General features: G+C 68.0%; 18 protein-coding genes, 1 tRNA gene and 1 pseudogene. 14 read left to right on the top strand and 6 right to left on the bottom strand.

Going from position 1 to position 18,437, the window contains the following annotated elements; all coding sequences use genetic code 11:
- Positions 1-53: 53 nt before the first annotated feature.
- Entirely contained in the window at positions 54-2,630 is a 2,577-nt protein-coding gene (gene topA / locus GGQ80_RS02685) for a type I DNA topoisomerase (protein ID WP_183982253.1), read from the bottom strand.
- 256 nt (positions 2,631-2,886) lie between these two features.
- On the opposite strand from topA, the gene GGQ80_RS02680 reads away from it, so the two are divergent.
- Positions 2,887-3,438, top strand: a complete 552-nt coding sequence (locus GGQ80_RS02680) for a PEPxxWA-CTERM sorting domain-containing protein (RefSeq protein WP_183982250.1) — start codon at positions 2,887-2,889, stop codon at positions 3,436-3,438.
- 68 nt (positions 3,439-3,506) lie between these two features.
- Here the strand turns inward: GGQ80_RS02680 and dprA are convergent, their stop codons facing one another.
- Both dprA and plsY read right to left on the bottom strand, forming a co-directional pair.
- A complete protein-coding gene (gene dprA / locus GGQ80_RS02675; RefSeq protein WP_343050777.1) occupies positions 3,507-4,580 on the bottom strand; it encodes a DNA-processing protein DprA in 1,074 nt (357 codons plus the stop codon).
- Positions 4,573-5,157 carry a glycerol-3-phosphate 1-O-acyltransferase PlsY gene (gene plsY / locus GGQ80_RS02670; protein WP_183982461.1) on the bottom strand — a complete coding sequence of 195 codons (585 nt, stop codon included), beginning with the start codon at positions 5,155-5,157 and terminating at the stop codon, positions 4,573-4,575. The genes dprA and plsY overlap by 8 nt, the downstream gene beginning before the upstream one ends.
- Before the next feature lie 107 nt (positions 5,158-5,264).
- Between plsY and murI the strand changes: the two genes are divergently transcribed.
- Positions 5,265-6,059, top strand: coding sequence for a glutamate racemase (gene murI / locus GGQ80_RS02665; protein ID WP_183982245.1), 795 nt, complete (start codon positions 5,265-5,267; stop codon positions 6,057-6,059).
- Positions 6,060-6,125: 66 nt separating this feature from the next.
- A complete protein-coding gene (gene hemA / locus GGQ80_RS02660; protein ID WP_183982243.1) occupies positions 6,126-7,370 on the top strand; it encodes a 5-aminolevulinate synthase in 1,245 nt (414 codons plus the stop codon).
- A gap of 162 nt (positions 7,371-7,532) precedes the next feature.
- Here the strand turns inward: hemA and GGQ80_RS02655 are convergent, their stop codons facing one another.
- Complete coding sequence (locus tag GGQ80_RS02655; RefSeq protein WP_183982241.1) at positions 7,533-7,982, bottom strand: DUF3429 family protein; 450 nt, start codon at positions 7,980-7,982, stop codon at positions 7,533-7,535.
- Positions 7,979-8,536, bottom strand: coding sequence for a Uma2 family endonuclease (locus GGQ80_RS02650; protein ID WP_183982240.1), 558 nt, complete (start codon positions 8,534-8,536; stop codon positions 7,979-7,981). Before GGQ80_RS02650 ends, GGQ80_RS02655 begins: the two co-directional genes overlap by 4 nt.
- A 103-nt stretch (positions 8,537-8,639) precedes the next feature.
- Between GGQ80_RS02650 and rpiB the strand changes: the two genes are divergently transcribed.
- The 5 genes from rpiB to GGQ80_RS02625 all read left to right on the top strand — a co-directional run bounded on the left by rpiB (position 8,640) and on the right by GGQ80_RS02625 (position 12,253).
- On the top strand, positions 8,640-9,122 hold the full coding sequence (gene rpiB, locus GGQ80_RS02645) for a ribose 5-phosphate isomerase B (protein WP_183982238.1): 483 nt from the start codon (positions 8,640-8,642) through the stop codon (positions 9,120-9,122).
- Complete coding sequence (glyA, locus tag GGQ80_RS02640) at positions 9,119-10,426, top strand: serine hydroxymethyltransferase (protein WP_183982236.1); 1,308 nt, start codon at positions 9,119-9,121, stop codon at positions 10,424-10,426. Before rpiB ends, glyA begins: the two co-directional genes overlap by 4 nt.
- Positions 10,427-10,436: 10 nt before the next feature.
- Entirely contained in the window at positions 10,437-10,628 is a 192-nt protein-coding gene (locus GGQ80_RS02635; protein ID WP_183982234.1) for a hypothetical protein, read from the top strand.
- Positions 10,628-11,089: a transcriptional regulator NrdR gene (nrdR, locus tag GGQ80_RS02630; RefSeq protein WP_183982232.1), complete on the top strand. Its 462-nt coding sequence runs from the start codon at positions 10,628-10,630 to the stop codon at positions 11,087-11,089. Before GGQ80_RS02635 ends, nrdR begins: the two co-directional genes overlap by 1 nt.
- A gap of 69 nt (positions 11,090-11,158) precedes the next feature.
- The gene (locus GGQ80_RS02625; protein ID WP_183982230.1) at positions 11,159-12,253 is read left to right on the top strand and encodes a TrmH family RNA methyltransferase; all 1,095 of its coding nucleotides are present in this window, start codon (positions 11,159-11,161) and stop codon (positions 12,251-12,253) included.
- Positions 12,254-12,407: 154 nt separating this feature from the next.
- Here GGQ80_RS02625 and GGQ80_RS02620 read toward each other — a convergent pair whose 3' ends face one another.
- Entirely contained in the window at positions 12,408-12,710 is a 303-nt protein-coding gene (locus GGQ80_RS02620) for a chorismate mutase (protein WP_183982228.1), read from the bottom strand.
- A 194-nt stretch (positions 12,711-12,904) separates the two neighbouring features.
- On the opposite strand from GGQ80_RS02620, the gene rpsD reads away from it, so the two are divergent.
- From rpsD to GGQ80_RS02590, 6 genes and pseudogenes are all read left to right on the top strand, one after another.
- Entirely contained in the window at positions 12,905-13,519 is a 615-nt protein-coding gene (rpsD, locus tag GGQ80_RS02615; protein ID WP_183982226.1) for a 30S ribosomal protein S4, read from the top strand.
- A 136-nt stretch (positions 13,520-13,655) separates the two neighbouring features.
- Complete coding sequence (locus GGQ80_RS02610) at positions 13,656-14,285, top strand: hypothetical protein (RefSeq protein ID WP_183982224.1); 630 nt, start codon at positions 13,656-13,658, stop codon at positions 14,283-14,285.
- Positions 14,286-14,290: 5 nt separating this feature from the next.
- Positions 14,291-15,817, top strand: a pseudogene (locus tag GGQ80_RS18795) (M28 family peptidase); the annotation flags it as partial.
- A gap of 92 nt (positions 15,818-15,909) precedes the next feature.
- Positions 15,910-16,007 (top strand) — tRNA-OTHER (locus GGQ80_RS02600).
- Positions 16,008-16,067: 60 nt separating this feature from the next.
- Positions 16,068-17,039: an agmatine deiminase family protein gene (locus tag GGQ80_RS02595; protein ID WP_183982222.1), complete on the top strand. Its 972-nt coding sequence runs from the start codon at positions 16,068-16,070 to the stop codon at positions 17,037-17,039.
- Positions 17,040-17,091: 52 nt separating this feature from the next.
- Positions 17,092-18,399 (top strand): HD-GYP domain-containing protein, encoded by a 1,308-nt coding sequence (locus GGQ80_RS02590; protein ID WP_281375290.1) that lies wholly within the window; start codon positions 17,092-17,094, stop codon positions 18,397-18,399.
- The last annotated feature ends 38 nt before the right edge of the window (positions 18,400-18,437 follow it).

The following is an 18,437-nucleotide window of genomic DNA, read 5'->3' as shown; positions in this document are numbered from 1 at the left end:
CACAACGCCTCCACACCACCACCGTCACCCCGGCTCAAGGCCGGGGTAACGGGCTATTCCTTCTTCGCCGCCGTCTTCTTCGCAGCCGGCTTCTTCGCCGCGGCCTTGGCCGGAGCCTTCGCACCCGCAGCCTTCTTTGCCGGTGCCTTCTTCGCCCCCGGCTTCTTCTTTCCCTTGGCCGGTGCCGCCGCCGCGCGTGCGTCGATCAGCGACGCGGCTTCCTCCAGCGTCAACTCGTCGGGCGTCACCGACTTGGGCAGCGTCGCATTGGTGGTGCCGTCGGTGACGTAAGCGCCATAGCGGCCCTCCATCAGCTTCAGCTCCAGCTCGGTGCGCGGATGCTTGCCCAACTCCTTCAACGGCGCGCGCGCGGCGCCACGCTGCGGCCGCCCGCCACCCGCCGCCGCCTCGGCCAGCTTCACCACCGCCGCGTTCATCCCCGTCTCGAACACCTCGGCGGTCGACTGCAGCCGCGCATATTTGCCGTTGTGCGCGAGATACGGCCCATAGCGCCCGATCGACGCAGTGATGTCCGCCCCCGTCTCGGGATGCTGGCCGACGGTGCGCGGCAGGCTCAGCAGCTTCAGCGCCATCTCCAGGTCGAGTTCACCGATGTCCTTGGGGATCGAGGCGCGCTTTGCGTCCTTCCCCTCGCCGAGCTGGATGTACGGCCCGAACCGTCCCGACTTGCGCTCGACCTCGAGTCCCGTCTCGGGATCCTTGCCCAGCGCTTCGGGGCCGGTGTCCGCCCCCGCCTCGCTCCCGCCCTGTGCGAAGCGACGCGTGTATTTGCACTCGGGATAGTTCGAGCACGCGATGAACGCGCCGAACCGCCCGCCGCGCAGCGCCAGCTTGCCCTCGCCGCAATTGGGGCACAGCCTGGGGTCGCTGCCGTCGGCCTTGTCGGGGAACAGATACGGCGCCAGGAACTGGTCGAGCGCGGCGGTGACCTCGCTCGGCTTCTGCTCCATCACCTCGGCGGTGCGCGGCTTGAAATCGCGCCAGAACGCCTCCAGCACCGACTGCCACTGCGCCCGGCCACCCGACACGTCGTCCAGCTCTTCCTCGAGCTCGGCGGTATAGTCATAGCCGACATAGCGTTCGAAGAAGCGCTCGAGGAACGCCGTCACCAGCCGCCCGCTCTCCTCGGCGAAGAAGCGGTTCTTCTCGATGCGGACATAGGCGCGGTCCTTCAGCGTCTGGATGATCGAGGCATAGGTCGACGGGCGACCGATCCCCAGTTCCTCCATCCGCTTGACCAGGCTGGCCTCGGAAAAGCGCGGCGGCGGCTGGGTGAAATGCTGTTCGGCATCGACCGCCTTCTTCGCCGGCGCGTCGCCCTCGCGCAGCCGCGGCAGACGGCGGGCCTCCTCGCTCTCCTCGTCCTGGCCCTCTTCGTAGAGCGCGAGGTAGCCGGGGAAGAGCACGACCTGTCCGGTCGCCCGCAGGACATGGCGGCCGGTGCCTTCGCTCAGTTCGACCGTGGTCCGCTCCATCCGCGCCGACGCCATCTGGCTGGCGAGCGCGCGCTTCCAGATCAGGTCGTACAGCCGCGCATGGTCGCCGCCGCCGACGCGATCCTTGCCGAAATCGGTCGGGCGGATCGCCTCGTGCGCTTCCTGCGCGTTCTTCGCCTTGGTCTGATACTGGCGCGGCTTGTCGGGGACGTAGCTGGCGTCATAGCGGTTCGCGACCGCCAGCCGCGCCGCGCTGATCGCGCTGCCATCCATCTGGACGCCGTCGGTCCGCATATAGGTGATCGCGCCATCCTCGTAGAGGCCCTGCGCGATCCGCATCGTATGGCTGGCCGAGAAGCCGAGCTTGCGTGCCGCCTCCTGCTGCAAGGTCGACGTCGTGAACGGCGGCGGCGGGTTGCGCGTTGCCGGCTTGGTCTCGACTGATTGGACCGAGAAGCGCCCCGCCTCGACATCGGCCTTGGCGCGCATCGCGCTGGCCTGGTCGCCGATCGACAGCCGGTCGAGCTTGTCGCCGTTCCAGGTGACGAGCCGCGCGACGAAGGGCGTGCCGTCATGCTCCATCTGCGCCGCGACCGACCAATATTCCTGCGCGACGAAGCGCTCGATCTCGCGCTCGCGCTCGACGATCAGCCTGAGCGCCACCGACTGGACGCGGCCCGCCGACTTGGCGCCGGGCAGCTTGCGCCACAGCACCGGCGACAGCGTGAAACCGACCAAATAGTCGAGCGCGCGGCGCGCCCGATAGGCGTCGATCAGGTCCTCGTCGAGCTCGCGCGGTGCCTGCATCGCCGCGGTCACCGCCGGCTTGGTGATCGCGTTGAAGGTCACCCGCTGGACATCCTTGGGCAGCGCCTTGCGCGCACGAAGCACCTCCTGCACGTGCCAGCTGATCGCCTCGCCCTCGCGATCGGGGTCGGTCGCCAGGATCAGTCGATCGGCCTTCTTCGCCTCGTCGGCGATCGCCTTCAGCTGCTTGGCCTTGTCGGCGTAGTTTTCCCATTCCATCGAGAACCCGTCGTCGGGGTTCACCGACCCGTCCTTCGGCGGCAGATCGCGGACGTGGCCGTAGCTCGCGAGAACGCGATAATCCGACCCCAGATACTTCTCGATGGTTTTCGCCTTGGCGGGCGATTCGACGATGACGAGCTGCATGTACGCCTTAGATGGAGAGCCTCACACGTACGCGCGAGGGTGAAGAGCGAACCGGGCCCGCGTCAAGCCGCCGCCCGGCGGGTCCCGCGTCCGATACACCAAGCCGGACCAATCCCAAAAAGGCACAGTGCGACACGTACATTGCAAAGCATTCGTTAACCAGGGTTGGCAACCATAGACTTGCTGCACATGCGAATTTGACTGATGATCCGGTCCGTTAGTCGAGTAATCAAAGCTCACAACGGGGGACTATATCATGATGCGCAAGATGCTCTTTCTGGGCGCGGCTACGGCTGCCCTCTTCACGGCCGGTACGGCCAACGCGACCAAGATGTTCACGGTCAACGGCACCTTCACCGACACCGCCAATGGCAAGGCCGCCGGCACGCTGACCGGCACGATCAGCACCAACGATGCAATGTCGGCGCTCGAAGCCTTCTCGCTGACCAGCAGCGCGTCCGGTAAATTCGAATCCATCCTTTACACCACCAGCACCGCGGCATGGACGATGGGCAGCCTGCCCGGCACGACGCTATCGGGCGCCGCCTTCACCATTTCGTCGCTGGTCAGCGGCAATGCACTGACGCTCCAGTTCCCGCTGCCGCTGACCCAGTCGGTCACCCAGCTCGGATCGCTGTCGGGCGAGTCGCAGCGCCGCAATGTCGTGTTCTTCGACGTCCGCTCGCTGTCGGGCACGATCGCCGCGGTGCCGGAAACGTCGACCTGGGCGATGATGCTCGTCGGCTTTGGCATGGTCGCCGGCGCGGCGCGCTATCGTCGCAAGAGGGTCGCCGTCACCTACGCCTGATCCGCCTCATCGGCTAACGGGGGAGGGGTCGCCGGTGGAGACGCCGGCGGCCCCTTTGTCGTTCGGGCTCAGGCCGACGCCACCCGGCCGCCCGCGTGGCGATCGAGCCGGCCCGCCAATTCGAGCTCGAGCAGCACCAGCTGCACCGCGGCCGGCGCCAATCCCGATTGACGGATCAGTTCGTCGACCGCGACCGGTACGGGGCCGAGCAGCGCGGCGACGGCGCGGCGGTCGGCATCGCTCGGTTCGTCGGCGGGCGGTGGCGTATAGCCCGATGTCGGCGCACGTACCGCCCTGGGATCGATCGGGCGGATCAGCTCCATCACGTCGGCGGCATTCTGGACCAGTGTCGCACCCTCGCGGATCAGCAGGTTGCACCCCTGCGCGCGCGGGTCGAGCGGGCTGCCCGGCACCGCCATCACCTCGCGCCCCGCCTCGTTCGCCAACCGCGCCGTAATCAGCGAGCCGGAGCGCGGCGCGGCCTCGACCACGACGGTGCCGAGCGACAGCCCGGCGATGATCCGGTTGCGATACGGAAAGTGCCGCGCGCGCGGCTCGGTGCCGGGCGGTTGCTCGGCGATCAGCAGGCCTTCGCTCGCCACCCGCTCCTGTAGCTCGGCATTTTCGGGCGGAAAGACGACGTCGATCCCGCTGGCGATCACGCCGATCGTCGCCGGCATCGCGCCGACATGCGCCGCGGTGTCGATCCCGCGCGCCAGCCCAGACACCACCACCGCGCCCTCCCGCGCCAGCTCGTGCGCCAGTCCGCGCGCGAAACGGCAGGCAGCTGCCGAGGCGTTGCGCGCGCCGACCATCGCAACGCACGGCCGCCGCGCCAGCACCAGATCGCCGCGTACCGTCACCGCGGCGGCGGCGTCGGCCAATTCGGCGAGCAGCGGCGGGTAATCGGCGTCGCCCTGGAACAGATAGCGTGCGCCGAGCCGCTCGGTCGTCGCCATCTCGCGCTCGACCATACGCTGGTCGGCGACGCGCGGCGCCTCGCCCCCGCCGCGGCGCGCCAGCATCGGCAATGCCTCGATCGCCGCCGCCGCGCTGCCGAAGCGGCCGATCAGCTGGCGATAGGTGACCGGGCCGATTCCGGCCGTGCGCAGCAGCCGCAGCCGCGCGAGCGCGTCACTCACCCTTGCGACCGACCTTGGGCTCGGTGCCGGCGAGCAGCCGTTCGATATTGGCGCCATGTTTCCACACGACGATCAGCGCCAGCCCGATGAGCAGCGCGACGAGGTCGAACCGCCCGAATGCCGCCGCTGCGACGGGCGCGGACACCGCCGCCGCCATCCCCGCGACCGACGAGATGCGCACCGTCGCCAGCAGCCCCAGCCATACCGCGGCAAAGACCAGCCCGATCGGCCAGTACAGCGCCAGCACGATGCCCATCAGCGTCGCGACGCCCTTGCCGCCGCGGAACCGCAGCCAGATCGGGAAGCAATGGCCGATGAAGGCGCCGGCCGCCGCCAGCTGCTCGTCGCCGGGGAACAGCCGCGACACCAGCCAGATCGCTACCGCGCCCTTGAGCGCATCGAGCAGCAGCGTCGCCGCCGCCAGCCCCTTGCGCCCGGTGCGCAGCACATTGGTCGCGCCGATGTTGCCCGAGCCGATCTGGCGCAGGTCGCCGGCGCCGGCCGCCCGCGTCAGGATCACCCCGAACGGGATCGAACCGAGCAGATAGCCGATCAGCAGCGCAGCCGCGGGCGCCATCCACAGGATCTGGGTTGGCAACTTGTTCCCCCTTCCTTCCCCTCATAACGGCTTGTTCGCGGCTCGCCAACCGCTTGCGACCGGACCAAAGCCGGCTAAGCCGCGCCATGATGGACGCACGGCCCCTATTGTTCTTCGATTCGGGCGTCGGCGGCCTGTCGATCGTCGCCCCGGTGCAGGCGCTGCTGCCGCGCGCGCCGGTGGTCTACGTCGCCGATTCGGCGGCTTTTCCCTATGGCACGAAGAGCGAGGCCGACATCGCGGCGCGTGTACCCGCACTGCTCGGCCGGCTGGTCGAGCGCTATCGCCCCCGACTGGTGGTGATCGCGTGCAACACCGCATCGACGATCGCGCTCCCCGCGGTACGCGCCGCGCTAGACGTGCCGGTGGTCGGCACCGTTCCCGCGATCAAGCCGGCGGCAACGCTTAGCCGTAACCGCGTGATCGGCGTCCTCGGTACGTCGGCGACGGTGCGCCAGCCCTATGTCGACGACCTCGCCCACCGTTTCGCCGCCGACTGCATCGTCCTGCGTCACGGATCGGCGGCCTTGGTCGAGATCGCCGAGGGCGTGCTGGCCGGCATCGCGCCCGATCGCGATCGCATCGCGACCGAACTGCACCGGCTGCTCGACCAGCCCGACGGCGACCGCATCGACGTCATCGTCAACAGCTGCACCCACTTTCCGTTGATCGAGGGCGACCTCATCGCCGTCGCGCCGCCCGGCCTCCGCTTCATCGACAGCGGCGAGGGCATCGCCCGCCGCGTCGCCTATCTCACGCAAGGGCAGGAGTGGCCTGAGCACCCGGAGCACCGCCTCGTCTTCACCCGCCTCGGGATCCGTGAACGGGCGATCGCAGCGACGCTGGCGACCCGCGGCTTCCCGCAGGTCGAGGCGCTGTAGCCTCGATCACAGCGATCGATGGGTCACGCTGGAAATCCGCCGATTACACAGGTAAGGGACCGGTCCATGACCATCGAGGCCAGCGACTCCGCGCGCGTCGACTATTCGCGGGTGTTCACCCAGGCGATCGACCGCCTGCATGCCGAGGGGCGCTACCGCGTCTTCATCGACATCCTGCGCAACAAGGGCGCCTTCCCCAACGCGCGCTGCTTCGCTGGGCATAACGGGCCCAAGCCGGTCACCGTCTGGTGCTCGAACGACTATCTCGCGATGGGACAGCATCCCAAGGTCATCGCCGCGATGGAAGAGGCGCTTCACGACGTCGGCGCCGGGTCGGGCGGCACCCGCAACATCGGCGGCAACACCCATTATCACGTCGACCTCGAGGCCGAGCTCGCCGACCTGCACGGCAAGGAGGGCGCGCTGCTCTTCACCAGCGGCTATGTCTCGAACGAGGCGACGCTGTCGACCGTCGCCAAGATCCTGCCGGGCTGCATCATCTATTCGGACGAGCTCAACCACGCCTCGATGATCGCGGGAATCCGCAACGCGGGCTGCGAGAAGCGCGTGTTCCGCCACAATGATCTCGCGCACCTCGAAGAACTGCTCGCTGCCGACGATCCCGCGATGCCCAAGCTGATCGCGTTCGAAAGCGTCTATTCGATGGAGGGCGACATCGCCCCGATCGCCGCGATCTGCGACCTTGCCGACAAGTATAACGCGCTGACCTATCTCGACGAAGTCCATGCCGTCGGGATGTACGGCCCGCGCGGCGGCGGTATTTCGGAGCGTGAGGATGTCGCGCATCGACTGACGATCATCGAGGGCACGCTGGGCAAGGCGTTCGGCGTGATGGGCGGCTATGTCGCCGCCGACCAGACGATCATCGACGTCATCCGCAGCTATGCGCCTGGCTTCATCTTCACCACCTCGCTGTCGCCAGTGCTCGTCGCCGGCGTGCTCGCAAGCGTCCGCCACCTCAAGTCGTCGAGCGTCGAGCGCGATGGCCAGCAGGCGGCGGCCGCGCGGATGAAGGCGATGCTCGCCGACGCGGGGCTGCCGGTGATGCAGGGCGAGACGCATATCGTCCCGCTGATGGTCGGCGATCCGGTGAAGGCCAAGAAGATCAGCGACGTGCTGCTCGCCGAATACGGCATCTACGTCCAGCCGATCAATTACCCCACCGTCCCCCGCGGCACCGAGCGGCTGCGCTTCACCCCCGGCCCCGCGCATGACGAGGCGATGATGCGCGAGCTGACCGACGCGCTGGTCGAGATCTGGGGCCGGCTGGAATTGAAGAAGGCGGCCTGAGTCTTCGCCACAAACCCGTCATGCCGAACTCGTTTCGGCATCTCATAGTGAGTCTCACGACGAGATCCTGAAATGCGTTCAGGATGACGATTCCGGGCGGCCACTCTTCTCCCCGTTCGCCCTGAGCCTGTCGAAGGGCGCGCCGCAAGCGACGCGCTCACCTCACCAGGCCAGCACCCCCGCCACGATCGTCAGCACCCCCAGCCCCACCGACAGCGGCACCCTCAGCGCCATCCACCCGTTCGGCGCCTCGCCGCTCGCGACCAGCCGCCGCTCGACCATCAGCGTCAGCAGGATCGCCAGCCCCAGTCCGACCAGGCTTCGCCCCATGTCGCCCCGCACCGTCGCTGCGATGCCGAGCGCCAGCGCCACCAGCGACGGCAGCACCGCCACGACCAGCAGCGGCGTCTGCCCGCCCTCGCGCTTGACCGCGAAGCCCCACCAGATGCCGCCGAGAAAGCTCAGGATCAGCGCACCATAGCCGAACGCCAGCATCGCCCCCAGCCGGCCGACGACCGGGCTCGCCCCCGCCAGCATGACGACGGCGGCGATCTGCGGCAGCAGCCCGGCATAGCCGAGCAGCCGGGCCTCGGGCGCGACGCGGCTCGTCACAGCCCGACGATCCGTCGACCGTCGGGCAGCGTCAGCTCCTCGCCGAAGCGGACGACCACCCGATCATCATAGCCGCCGTCGTGCGGTGCCCTCATGCACTGGATGATCTGACCCTTCAGGTCGACGACCCAATAATGCGCGATGCCGGCCGAGGCATAATCGGCAAGCTTCGCCCCCAGATCCTCCGCGAGCGTCGAGTCGGCGATCTCCACGACCAGCATCACGTCGTTCGCCGACAATGCCTTGTTGCGCGGGGCGCCTTGCGCCGCGACGACAATATCCGCCGCCCGCATCGTCTTGTCGGAAACGGCGATCAGCACATCGGTGCCGATCACGCCCGCCTGGCCCACGGCGGCGAGCAGCCGGGCCGCCAGCGTCAGATTGGCCTCGCCATGCGCGAGATACGCCGGCATCATCTTGACGATTTCCCCCTCGACCAGTTCGACCCGCATGCCGGCGAATGCCCCGGCGTCGCGCATGCGCAAGAACTCCCCGGCGGTGAACCACGGCGACGGCTGCGCTGGGTCGGTGTCGATCCTGGCCGGTCTGTTCATGGCGCGAACGCTATCATCGCTTGTCTCGCCACCCAAGCGTTCTCGGGTGGCCATCGCCGCATCGGGGCGCTAAAGGCGCGAGCATCCCGAGACAGGAGCCATCATGCGCGTCGCCATCGCCGCCGATCATGCCGCCATGCCGCTGAAGACCGTGCTGGTCGCGTGGCTGGAACAGGCCGGTCACGACGTCCTCGATCTCGGCACCAACTCGTCGGCCAGCGTCGACTATCCCGACTATGGCTTCGCCATCGCCGAAGCGCTCGCCGACGGTCGCGCGGAACGCGGCGTCGCGCTGTGCGGCTCGGGCATCGGCATCGCCATCGCCGCCAACCGCCATCCCGCCTGCCGCTGCGCGCAGGTGTCGGAGCCTTTGTCCGCCCGCCTCGCGCGCAGCCACAACGACGCCAACGCCATCGCGATGGGCGCGCGCCTGATCGGCGAGACGATGGCGGTCGCTTGCCTCGAAGCCTTTCTCGCCGCCGATTTCGAAGGCGGTCGTCACCAGCATCGCGTCGACATGCTCTCAGCGCCGCGCGTCGCGGCTTCGCCCGAGAGCGACGCGCCTTTCACGGAGGAACGCGCATGAGCACCCAGCCGAGCAGCATCGTCGACACCACGCCCGACGGCTTCTTCACCAGCGACCTCGCCGCGGTCGATCCCGCGATCGCCGCGGCGATCGGTCATGAGCTGAAGCGCGAGCAGACCCAGATCGAGCTGATCGCCAGCGAGAATATCGTATCGCGTGCGGTGCTCGAGGCGCAGGGCTCGGTCTTCACCAACAAATATGCCGAGGGCTATCCCGGCAAGCGCTATTACCAGGGCTGCGCGCCGTCGGACGAGGTCGAGACGCTGGCGATCGATCGCGCCAAGCAGCTGTTCGGCTGCGGCTATGCCAACGTCCAGCCGCACTCGGGCGCGCAGGCGAACGGCGCGGTGATGCTCGCGCTGGTCAAGCCGGGCGAGACGATCATGGGCATGAGCCTCGACGCCGGCGGCCACCTCACCCACGGCGCGCGCGCGGCGATGAGCGGCAAGTGGTTCGACGCGGTCCAATATGGCGTCACCTCCGACACCCACCTGATCGACTATGACCAGGTCGAAGCCTTGGCCCGCGAGCGCCAGCCCAAGCTCATCATCGCCGGCGGCTCCGCCTACCCCCGCCAGATCGACTTCGCCCGCTTCCGCGCAATCGCCGATGCGGTCGGCGCCTATTTCATGGTCGATATGGCGCACTTCGCGGGCATCGTCGCCGCCGGGCTCCACCCGACGCCGTTCGGCCACGCGCATGTCGTGACGACCACCACGCACAAGACGCTGCGTGGGCCCCGCGGCGGCATGGTGATGACCGACGACGAGGGAATCGCCAAGAAGATCAACTCGGCGGTCTTCCCCGGCCTTCAGGGCGGGCCGCTGATGCACGTCGTCGCCGCTAAGGCGGTGGCGTTCGGCGAGGCGCTGCAGCCCGGCTACAAGAGCTACATCGCCGCGGTGGTCGAGAACGCCAAGGTGCTGGCGGCGACGCTGAAGGAGCGCGGCTCGAACATCGTCTCGGGCGGCACCGATACCCACCTGGCGCTGGTCGACCTGACGCCGCTCGGCGTCACCGGCCGCGATGCCGACGAGGCACTGGAGCGTGCCGGCATCACCTGCAACAAGAACGGCATCCCCAACGATCCGCTGCCCCCGGTCAAGACCAGCGGCATCCGCGTCGGCACTCCGGCGGGCACCACTCGCGGCTTCGGCACCGCCGAATTCCGCGAGATCGGCAACATGGTCGCCGACGTCCTCGACGGCCTCGCCAAGAACGGTGAGGCGGGCGATGCGCAGGTAGAGGCGAACGTCAGGGAACGTGTCGCCGCCTTGTGCGCTCGGTTCCCGATCTATCAGTAAGGGAACCGACATGAGCGATTTCGACAGCAAGGCCCGCGGCGTCCAGAGCACGATCAAGAGCACGCCCGGCCTGGGCAAGAGCATGGCCAAATGGTCGGCGCTCGGCGCGGTGGTCGCGATCCCGGTGCCGATCGTCGGCCCGGTGTTCGGCGCGATCGCCGGCGCCGGCTATGCCTACTGGAAAGGCACCAAGAACCGCTGATGCGTTGCCCGTTCTGCGGACACGAGGATAGCCAGGTCAAGGATAGCCGCCCCACCGACGATGGGGCGGCGATCCGTCGTCGGCGTCAGTGCGAGGGCTGCGCCGCGCGCTTCACGACGTTCGAGCGCATCCAGCTGCGCGACCTGTTCGTCACCAAGGCCGAAGGACGCCGGGAGGCGTTCGACCGCGACAAGCTGCTCCGCTCCGTTTCGATCGCCACCCGCAAGCGTCCGATCGAACCGGGCCGGATCGAGAAGCTGGTGTCGGGCATCCAACGGCAACTCGAAACCCAGGGCGACAGCGAGGTATCGTCGAAGCGGATCGGGGAGATGGTGATGGAGGGGCTGAAGGGCCTCGATTCGGTCGCCTATATCCGCTTCGCCAGCGTCTATCGCGACTTCAGCGAAGCGAAGGACTTCGAGGAATTCGCGGGTAGCGTGGAGGACGCGGGGCGGGGGTAAGGTGGACCTCCTCCGTCAATTCGAAAATCCGGTCGCCCTGAGCGAAGTCGAAGGGCATAGCCCGACGCCATGACTTTCTGGACCTACATCCTCCGCTGCGCCGACGGCAGCTACTATGCCGGGCACACCGACAATCTCGAACAGCGTATCGGCCAGCACGACAGCGGCCAGATCGAGGGCTACACGCAGCGTCGCCGTCCGGTCACGCTGGTGTGGTCGCAGGATTTTCCGTCCCGGATCGAGGCGCTGGAAGCCGAGCGCCGGATCAAGGGTTGGACCAGGGCCAAGAAGGAAGCGCTGATCGCAGGCGATTGGGATGCGTTGCATGAGGCCGCCATCCCACCGTCCGAACGTGCCCTTCGACTTCGCTCAGGGCGAACGGAGGAGGGGAATGAACCCGCTTCCCCCTCCCCGTTCGTGCTGAGCGAAGTCGAAGCACAGCCCGATGCTCCTCCCCCCATCATCGTCCTCGTCCGCCCCCAACTCGCGGAAAACATCGGCAAGGCCGCCCGCGCGATGCTCAATTTCGGGCTTACCGAGATGCGTCTCGTCTCGCCCCGTGACGGCTGGCCCAACCCCGCCGCCGGCCCCGCCTCGTCGGGCGCGGACCGGGTCCTCGCCGACGCGCAGCTATTCGACAGCGTCGCCGATGCGGTCGCCGACTGTGCGCACGTCTATGCCACCACGGTGCGCAAGCGCGGCGTGACCAAGCCCGTGGTCACGCCCGAGCAAGCGGCGCGCGCGATCCATGCCGGACCGGGCCGCTCGGCCCTGCTGTTCGGGCCGGAGCGATCGGGGCTGGAGACCGACGACGTCGCGCTCGCCCGCACCATCGTCACCGTGCCGATCAATCCCGAATTCGGCAGCCTCAACCTCGCCCAGGCGGTGATCCTGCTGGCGTACGAGTGGTCGAAAGGCGAGAGCCTTGCCTCCCCGCCCGAGGTCGAGATCGATCCGCCCGCCCCGCACGAAGAACTGGAGGGCATGATCGGCCAGCTCGATGCGATGCTGGAGCGCGCCAACTATTACTTCCCGCCCGATCGCGTTCCCGCCAACCGCCGCACGCTGCGTACGCTGCTGACGAAGCCGGGCTGGTCGTCGCAGGAGGTGCGGACGATGCGCGGCGTCCTGTCGGCGCTCGATGGCGCGAAGAAGCCGAAATAGCTGGCCACGAAATCCTCCCCCGCCAGGGGGAGGTGGCGCGCCGAAGGCGTGACGGAGGGGGAGGTTGCCCACCCTCGCGTTCGTCGCCAACCGCCCCCTTCGTCAGCACTTACGCGCTGCCACCTCCCCCTTGCGGGGGAGGATCGAAGGACATTTAGCGCCGGTCGAACGCCGCCAGCTCGTAGGCGATCGACGTTTCGACCAGCTGCTCCCACAGCGCCGCGATGGCATCGCCGGGCAGCCCAGCCGCCTCGGCCGCCGCCTGCGCGTTGGCGATCACCTGCGCCTTGCGATCCTCGTCGCGAACCGCCCCGCGCACCGGTTTGATCCGCGCCGCTGCATCCATATAAGCAAACCGGCGAGCGAGCAGCGTCACCAGCTCGCGGTCGACCTGGTCGACGCCCGCGCGCACCTCGGCCATGGTCGTGCAATCGGGGCCGGCAAGGATTGTCGTCATGGGCGACGCCTTTAGCGGCGGTTGCGCGACAGGCCAACTTTCCACCCAATCCTTGACTCGGGCCTGACCGCCAGCTAGGCGCGCGCCTTCGCAATCGGCCCCGCATCCCGGTGAAGCGGCGGCCCTGCCCTCTTTTGTGAGCCAGCAGAGCGATACCGGGAACAACGTCGTTACTAGTTGCAAGGAATATAGGAATGTCGAAGCGCTCCAGCGCCAAGCACAAGCTCGACCGCCGGATGGGCGAAAACATCTGGGGTCGCCCGAAGAGCCCGGTCAACAAGCGTGAGTACGGTCCCGGCCAACATGGCCAGCGCCGCAAGGGCAAGGTGTCGGACTTCGGCATTCAGCTGCGCGCCAAGCAGAAGCTGAAGGGCTATTACGGCGACGTCACCGAGAAGCAGTTCAAGCAGTGCTATCAGGAGGCCGCCCGGATGAAGGGCGATACCTCGCAGAACCTGATCGGCCTGCTCGAGCAGCGCCTCGACATGATCGTCTATCGCGCCAAGTTCGCGCCGACGATCTTCGCCGCGCGCCAGCTGGTCAGCCACGGCCACATCCGCGTCAATGGCGTGAAGTGCAACATCGCGTCGCGCCGCTGCTTCGTCGGCGACGAGATCACGCTGGGTTCGAAGGCGAAGGAAATGGCGCTCGTGCTCGAGGCGCAGAACCTCGCCGAGCGTGAGATCCCCGACTATGTCGCGCCCGACGGCAATGCCAAGATCACCTTCACCCGCGTGCCGACGCTCGACGAAGTGCCGTATCCGGTGAAGATGGAGCCGAACCTCGTCGTCGAGTTCTATTCGCGCTAAGCGAATAGACGAGCGAAGGGTCGGCTCGGCCCCGCGAGAAGAGTCAGGCGGTCCCGCATCGGGGCCGCCTTTTTCTTTGCCCGCCCGTCCCCGGCACTTTAACGTCGATCAACCATCAACCGGATCGATCATGCCCATGTCCACGTCCTGGCTTAGCCGTATCGGCGCCGTCGTCTCGAGCAACATCGAGACCGCGATCCAGGCCGCAGAACGCCACAGCAGCGGCCCGCTGATGCGCGAAGCGCTGCGCGAGATGGACCGGGCGCTCGAACGGACGAGGGCAGAACGCGGCGCGATCGACGAGGACCGCCGCCTGCGCGCCGAACGCCGCACCGCGATCGCCGCCGAGACGGCACGGCTCGATGCGGATGCCCGTTACGCGCTGGGTCGCGACCGTCGCGATCTCGCCGCGGCGCTGGTGGCGAAGCGCGTGGCGCTCGATGGCGAGCGGGAAAGCCTGATCGCCGCCGACACCACCGCCACCGCCCGCGCCGCCGCGCTCGACGCCGAACTGGCGTCACTGGCCGCGCGCCGCGACGCGATGCGCGCCGACCTCCACCGCGCTTCGATCGCGCCCGCCACGCCGGGCAGCGCTCACCGTGCCGAAACGATCTACGAGCGCGCCCGGGCGGTCCGCAGCCTCGGTGCCGATCCCTCCGCCGAGGCGCTCGCCGAACTCGACGCGCTTCGCCGTGACGAAGCGGTGGAAGCGCAGCTTGCCGCCATGACCCAGGCCGCGAAGACGAAACGCATGCCCAAGCGCTAGGCTCTATGGACGCGGGGCTGGGCGATTGGCAGAACGTCGCCCATTCCAACAAGCTACGAGGCCCCATGCGTCGCCTTCTCCCCCTTGCTCCCCTGCTATTCGCCACCGCCGCCCAGGCGCAGACGACGCCAGCGATCTCGACCGAGACGCTGAAGACCGTCACCCAGACGCTGTCGTCCGATGCCTATGAGGGCCGCGCGCCGACGACGCCGGGCGAGGCGAAGACGGTCGCGTATATCGCCGAACGCTTCAAGGCGGCAGGGCTGAAGCCCGGCAACAAGGGCAGCTGGTATCAGGACGTGCCGATGGTGGAGATCACCGCCGAGAACGTCCGCCCGCTGACCTTCACCGGTGGCAAGGCGCCGGTGACGATGGCCTACAAGACCGAGATGGTCGCCGGCACCTATCGCGTGACGCCCCGGATCGACGTCGCGAACAGCGACGTCGTCTTCGTCGGTTACGGCATCACCGCGCCCGAAAAGGGCTGGGACGATTATGCCGGCGTCGACGTGAAGGGGAAGACCGTCGTCATCCTCATCAACGACGCCGACTGGCAGACGATGACGCGCGACGGCCCGTTCGAGGGCCGCGCGATGACCTGGTACGGCCGCTGGCCCTACAAGTTCGAGAACGCCGCCAAGCACGGCGCCGCCGCCGCGCTGATCGTCCACGATACCGAACCTGCCGCCTATCCCTGGGCGGTCGTCCAGTCGTCGTGGACCGGCGCGCAGTACGAGCTCGACGAGGCGGACGGCCATATGGGCCAGAGCCAGATCGTCGGCTGGATGCAGCTCGCCAAGGCCAAGGAGCTGTTCGCCAGCGCCGGCAAGGACTTCACCGCGCTTGCCGCGACCGCCAAGACCAAGGGGTTCAGGGCGGTGCCGCTCGGGCTGAAGATGTCGGGCGGCTTCACCAATGCGGTGAAGAAGTCGATGTCGAAGAACGTCGTCGGCGTCCTGCCCGGCACCGCGGCGCCCGACGATTATGTCCTCTATACCGCGCATTGGGATCACCTGGGCCGCTGCGATCCGGTGAACGGCGACGACATCTGCAACGGCGCGCTCGACAATGCCAGCGGCGTCGCCGGGCTCGTCAGCCTCGCCGAGGCGCAGGCCAAGGCGGGACCGGCCAGGCGCTCGATCGCCTTCGTCGCGGTGACGGCGGAGGAAAGCGGCCTGCTCGGCAGCAGATATTACGCCGAACACCCGATCTTCCCGCTGGCGCGCACCGTCGGCGGGGTCAACATGGACGGCCTCAACGTCATCGGCAAAACCCGCGACTTCGTGCTCGTCGGCGCCGGCAAGTCCGAGATCGAGGACCTGATCAAGCCGCTCGTCGCCGCGCAGGGCCGCACGATCAGCCCAGAGGCGAACCCGGAACGCGGCAGCTATTACCGCTCCGACCATTTCAGCTTCGCCAAGCTCGGCGTGCCGATGCTCGACGGCGGATCGGGCGAGGACCTGGTCGTCGGCGGGGTCAAGGCCGGCCATGCCGCGCGCGAGGATTATGTCGCCAACCGCTATCACAAGCCGCAGGACGAATATGATCCCAGGTGGAACTGGGACGGCGCGGTCGCCGATCTGACGCTCTATTATCAGCTCGGCCGCAAGCTCGCCGACGATACGGCGCTGTGGCCCAACTGGTATCAGGGCAGCGAATTCCGCGCGATTCGCGACCGCGATCGCGCCGGCAAGTAACGTCTCCCCACCCCGGCCGGCGCCGGGGTGGGACATGCCGACACAGGGGCTTTAGCCTCGGCGCGCAAGCTATTAAAACGCCCGCATGACCACGCCTCCCCCCGCCGCCGAATGGGCGCCGCACGCCGCCGTCTGGATCGGTTTTCCCAGCCATCCCGAGCTGTGGCAGGACGATCTCGACGCTGCGCGTGACGAGGTGGCGGCCTTCGCCCGCGCCGTCCATGCCGAGGGTCGCGGCGAGACGGTTATCCTGGTCGCGGCCGATGGCGAGGCCGCGGAGGCCGCCGCCGCGCTCGCACCGTTCGCCGAGGTCGTCGTTCAGCCCTTCGGCGACATCTGGTTGCGCGACACCGGTCCGATCCTGCTGCCCGAGGGCCGCGCCGCCGGCTTCGTCTTCAACGGCTGGGGCGGCAAGTACGACCTGCCGGGCGACGAAGACATCGGCCGGCGCCTCGCCGCCGAGCGCGGCCTCGCCTACGCCTATCACGACTGGGTGCTGGAGGGCGGCGCGATCGACGGCGACGGCACCGGCACCGTCGTCACCACCGAACAGTGCCTGCTCAACCGCAACCGCAATCTCGGGATGTCGCGTGCCGAGATCGAGACGCGGCTACACGACGACCTCGGCTTCACCCGCGTCGTCTGGCTCGGCGAAGGCCTGATCAACGACCATACCGACGGCCATGTCGACAACCTCGCCCGATTCGTCGCGCCGGGGCGCCTCGCCATTCCCGAGGCGACCGAGAACGACCCCAACTGGCAGGTCTATCAGCACGCACTGCGCGATGCCCGCGCCGCCGGGCTCGACGTCGTGCCGATCCCCTCGCCCGGCCGCGTCCTGCGCGACGAGGAGGTCGTTCCCGCCAGCTACATGAACTTCTACATCGGCAATGCCGCGGTGGTCGTGCCGCTCTATGGCGCCGGCAATGACGACGCGGCGGTCGCGGCGATCCAGGCGCTGTTTCCCGATCGACGGGTCGTCGGCCTGCGCGCCGATCACATCCTTACCGGCGGCGGCAGTTTCCACTGTATTAGTCAGCAGATTCCAACGACCTGACTGCAATCGTTGTCATACCATCCTTTAACGTCTCGCGCGGTACGAAGGATGGATGACCCGCGCCACCACGCCCCTGCGAACCATTCATCGGGATCAGGTACGCCTCGGGATGTTCGTTCATGCCCTTGAGGGGCCATGGTTTTCCCACCCGTTCTGGCGCGGCAAGTTTCTGATCGCGTCGCCGGAGCAGCTTGAGAGGATCCTGGCGTCGGATATCGACTCGCTGGTCATCGACGAAAGCCGCGGCCTGCCGCTGCTGCCCCAGCCCGATTTCCAAAGCCAGGTGGTGCGCCGGCCCGACCGCAAGCTGAAGCCGATGGCGGTTCGGCTGCAGCGGCCGTTCCGCCAGCCGCAGGCGACCTGGATCACCACCACCGGCCTATCGCCCGAAAAGGAAAAGATTCGCCGGGCGGTCCAGCGGTCGGCGCGCGCGATCGAATCGATCATGAGCGCCGCCGCCGAGGGCAACCGAATCAGTGCCAACCAGGTCGCGCCGCTGGTCGACGACATCAGCGCCTCGGTCGAGGACCATCCCGAGGCATTGGTGGGACTGACCCGGCTGCGTACCAAGGATGAATATACCTTCGTCCATTCGGTCAGCGTCTGCGCACTGATGATGACGCTCGGCCGCCATATCGGCTGCGACGACGAGACGGTGCGCCAGCTCGGCATCGGCGGCCTGCTCCACGACATCGGCAAGATGGCGATTCCCGACGCCATGCTGAAGAAGAGCACGCGGCTGACCGACGACGAGCGCACGCTGATCAGCACCCATCCCGAACAGGGCTATCGCGTCCTCCAGGCGTCGAGCGACGTGTCGCAGATCGTCCTAGACGTGACCCGCCATCACCACGAGCGGGTCGACGGCACCGGCTATCCGCTACGTCTTGCCGGCGACCAGCTGACGATGCCGATGCGCATCGCCGCGATCTGCGACGTGTTCGACGCCGTCACCGCCGACCGCCCCTACAAGCGCGCCTGGACGCCGACCGATGCGGTGACCCGGATGTGGGAGTGGGAGGGGCATTTCGACCGCGCGCTGCTGTTCGCCTTCATGCGCTGCATCGGCGTCTATCCCGCCGGCTTGCTGGTGCGGCTGCGTTCCGACCGCCTCGCCATCACCCTGCCGCCCCGGGCGCGCGGCGCCGCGCTTCAGGTGAGGGCCTTCCTGTCGGCGATCGACCGCCAGCCCTGCGGCGTGACCGACGTCGCCATCGGCAATGCGGCCAGCGACGACCAGGTGGTCGGTGAGGAAGATCCCGCCCGCTGGGGCATCGACAACTGGCTGATCGTGTCCGAACAGCTGCTGACCGGTTCGGGTCGCTGGGGTGACCGGACCGGCTCCTCCATCGCGGCCTGAACAGACACGAAATATTACAGCACCGCTGGCTTGCTCAA

This window comes from Sphingomonas jinjuensis (assembly GCF_014197105.1).
GTDB classification, from domain to species: domain Bacteria; phylum Pseudomonadota; class Alphaproteobacteria; order Sphingomonadales; family Sphingomonadaceae; genus Sphingomonas; species Sphingomonas jinjuensis.
The sequence above is the reverse complement of the archived record's forward strand: the minus strand, read 5'-3'. Positions and strand labels throughout refer to the sequence as shown.